This is a genomic window from Frankia sp. CoWAU3 (assembly GCF_977971855.1).
Map to the genome: position 1 here is coordinate 1,294 of NZ_CDWWXB010000250.1, position 3,549 is coordinate 4,842.

Genomic DNA, 3,549 nt, shown 5'->3' on the forward strand with positions numbered 1-3,549 from the left:
CAGGCGGGGCGTGTCGCGGGGCATGTTCCGCCTGGTTACCGTCGGAGACGGTGGGCAGGCATCCGACATGATACGTGCCCCGAAAACCGGTGTCCTGGCCCGCCTGACCAACACGGCGCGCCAGGAACAGAGCGAGTACGCGGGCGACGAGCCCCGCCCGCTGCGCAGCTATCTTGCCACCCTGTCGGCGTATGGCGGGTTGTGCGCGGCTCTCGGGCTGATCGGCCGGGTGTCCGGTGCGGTCCTGCCCGAGCGGTTCGCGGTCCCCGACCTGCTTCTCGTCACGATCGCCACGCACAAGCTGAGCCGCATTCTCACCAAGGACCCGGTGACGAGCCCGCTGCGCGCTCCCTTCACCCGCTTCCGCGGCACCGCGGGACCGGCGGAACTCGCCGAGGAGGTCCGCGAGTATCCCCCGGCCCGGCACAGCGTGGGTGAGCTACTCACTTGCCCGTTCTGCACCGCGCAGTGGATGGCCACCGGCTTCGTCTTCGGCCTGGTCGCCGCGCCTCGGCCGACGCGGCTCGCCGCATCCGTCCTCACGGTGGTCACCGGCTCCGACCTACTTCAACTCGTCTACGCGAACGCGCAACAACGGGCCATCAGGGGCTGACCATTCCCGCCCGAGTGGTGGGTGTTGCACCCAGATCACGGGAACTGGTGGCGCGGTGATGATGTGTGACGTGCGTACGCGTGTAACTGGTCAGCACTCTTGATCGATTGCTGTTGTCGCGGGTCGGGTTGTTTGGGTACCGGTCGCTGTGGGCGTAGGGTGCTCGCGGTGGGTGATTGGTCCGTAGGCTGCTGGTGTGTCGCCTGTCGATCGGCCCACGTCCTCGTATGAGGAACTGGCGGTGCTGGTCGTGGCGCAGGCGGCCCAGATCGCCGAGCTGCGGGCCGCGTTGGGGAAGGCGAACGCCGAGATTACGGAGCTGAACGCCCGGCTGGGGAAGAACTCGCGGAACTCATCGAAGCCGCCGAGCTTGGATGGGCTGGCCAAGCCGGAGCCGAAGTCGCTGCGGAAGAAGTCCGGGCGGCGGCCCGGTGGGCAGGAAGGCCATCCCGGGTCGACGTTGGCATTGGCCGAGGACCCGGACCGGGTCGTCGGCCACGAGCCCGCGGTGTGCCGGGGCTGTGGGGATCCGCTGGTGCTCGCCCCGGTCACGCGGGTGGAGCGCCGCCAGGTCGTGGACCTGCCGCCGGTCGAGCCCGTGGTCGTCGGGCACCGGCTCGTCGAGCGGGAGTGCGCCTGCTGCGCCACCCGGACCCGGGCCGAGGCGCCCGCGGGGGTGCCGGCTTCGGCCCAGTACGGGCCGGGGGTCGAGGCCCTGGTCCTCTACCTCTACAGTGGCCGGTTCCTCTGCTGGGCCAGCCAGGCCCGCGACGCCCTCGTCGACCTGCAGCGCCTCACCGCCGACGCCCGCGCCGGTTCCGCCACGCCGTCCAGGTCGGGATCAGCCAGACCTCCCCGCGGGCAAGGAAGCCGATGCGCGCCGAGAACGCCCTGGCCCGCCGCCTCGCCGACCGCGAGGACGACTACCTGCGCTTCCTGACCGACCTGGGCATCCCACCAGACAGACCCCCACCCTCTCGGCGGCTTAACTCAAAGTCACCGCAAGCCGGTCAATACCTGACCAGTAACCGTACGCGTATGCGCACGCCCGTACATCTGCGCGTGCATACTCCAGAAGAATTGGGTCCGGTCCCATCGTGAGAGCCGGCTGCACGTGCAGACGTTTGAACCCCGCGGTGCCCGGCGAGAGGCCAAGGGCCATGGCGGACAACCTGCGCGAACTCCCTCGCTGGACCGCCGACCGCGAGGGCCTGGAACGGGTCCGAAGAACTCAAATCATCAAAGCATCGCCGAACGGCGGCCCGTGTGTCACGTCTCAGCCGGCGCTCGTGTTGAAATAGGCACGGAAGAGGGGCCCGAGGCGCCAAGCTGTTCATCTGGAGCGCCGTGGCGAGAGTATGGACAGAAACTTACCGAATGTCACCGTAAGACGCAGAGACGGCACCGATAGTGATACCAATGGTTCTCGCCGGTCGACCTTCGTCCGCCATAGCCGCCGTGGGTGGCTCCGGACGAGCTGCGTGAAGAGGGGTGCGTGATGGAGTCCTCGACTGACCAGTCGAGCTGGTCGGACGTGTGGTCGCATATTCCGGCCGCGAATCCGCAGCAATCCGGCCCGCTATGGGCGTTGGCGGTCCTCATCGGGCCGGATCGGGCGGTGGAAGGCGTCGTCGGGTTCTTCGTGACACCGGCCGAGGCGAACCGGCACGCCCGGGCGGGGGGCTACGAGAACTGGCTGGTGGTTCCGGCGCTGGACCTGCACGGGGCGGGTGGGCCGGTGGCGGTCCTGTGACCGGTGGACCGCCCGATCGCGGCGCCGGCCCGAGCCCCCCGCGGAAGCCCTTCTTCGGGAGAGGGCACACTGGTATTCCGACGTACCACTCCTCCGCTACCCCACTACCCCACATGCGGCGATGCGACACCCACGGCACCGACGACAGATCGACCACAGGCCCATCGACCACAGGCCGGAAGCGGCCATGCACCCCTCTCCGACCATGGGCTCTCCCCGGACTCCTCCTCCCCCGGGTGCCCCGCGATCGCCGGGCGTCCCACAATCGAAGGTGTAATCGAAGGTGCCGATGACGGCCGGCCCCCTCTACGCGCTCTACACCCGTCGCCTGCGTCGGCAGGTCATGGCGGGTCCACTGCCTGCGCACGTCGGGCTGGTCATGGACGGCAACCGCCGCTGGGCCCGCGAGATGGGCATGGCGAATCCGAGCCTCGGCCACAAGTACGGCGCTGAGCACGCCGAGGACGTCCTGTCCTGGTGCGAGCTTGTCGGAATCAAACACGTCACCGTGTTCGTCTGCTCGACGGAGAATCTGCAGCAGCGCGGGGACGCCGAGGTCGCCTTCCTCATGCAGGTGATCGAGCAGGTGGTGGCCGACCGGCTCGGGCGGCCGGACGCCCGCTGGCAGGTCCATCTCGCGGGCATGCTGGACACGCTGCCGGACAGCACGGCCCGTGTCCTCAAGGAGGCCGTGGAGACGACCCGCGGCGTCACGACCGGCGCCCACGTCACCCTCGCCGTCGGGTACGGGGGTCGCCAGGAGGTCATCGAGGCCCTGCGCGAGCTGCTGCACGAGCGGGCCGAGGCCGGGGACTCGCTGACCGACGTCGCGTCGACGCTGACCGTGGACGACATCGCCCAGCACCTCTACACCGCCGGCCAGCCCGACCCCGATCTGGTGATCCGCACCAGCGGGGAACAGCGCCTGTCCAACTTCCTGCTCTGGCAGAGCGCCTACTCGGAGCTGTATTTCTGCGAGGCGTACTGGCCGGCGTTCCGTGAGATCGACTTCCTGCGCGCCCTGCGCAGCTTCGCCGCCAGGGAGCGACGCCACGGCGCCTGATCCACCGTCTGGCCCGCCCATGAACAGCCCCCGGCCCGTCTCCTGAACCGCCCTTGAGTCACTCCTGAGCCCCCAGGGCTGCGCGAAGGTCGCGTGGTGTGACGGCCCGTTGCGTTAAGT

General features: G+C 69.3%; 4 protein-coding genes. All 4 read left to right on the top strand.

Features of this window, described 5'->3' with window-relative positions; genetic code table 11:
• Nucleotides 1-613 (top strand): DUF1360 domain-containing protein (locus AC08ON_RS16515; protein WP_476617291.1); only part of this gene is annotated, 613 nt, incomplete at its 5' end.
• 196 nt (nucleotides 614-809) lie between these two features.
• Entirely contained in the window at nucleotides 810-1,553 is a 744-nt protein-coding gene (locus tag AC08ON_RS16520; protein ID WP_476608381.1) for a DUF6444 domain-containing protein, read from the top strand.
• Nucleotides 1,554-2,111: 558 nt separating this feature from the next.
• The gene (locus AC08ON_RS16525) at nucleotides 2,112-2,366 is read left to right on the top strand and encodes a hypothetical protein (protein WP_476608382.1); all 255 of its coding nucleotides are present in this window, start codon (nucleotides 2,112-2,114) and stop codon (nucleotides 2,364-2,366) included.
• A gap of 289 nt (nucleotides 2,367-2,655) precedes the next feature.
• On the top strand, nucleotides 2,656-3,429 hold the full coding sequence (gene uppS / locus AC08ON_RS16530; RefSeq protein ID WP_476608383.1) for a polyprenyl diphosphate synthase: 774 nt from the start codon (nucleotides 2,656-2,658) through the stop codon (nucleotides 3,427-3,429).
• The last annotated feature ends 120 nt before the right edge of the window (nucleotides 3,430-3,549 follow it).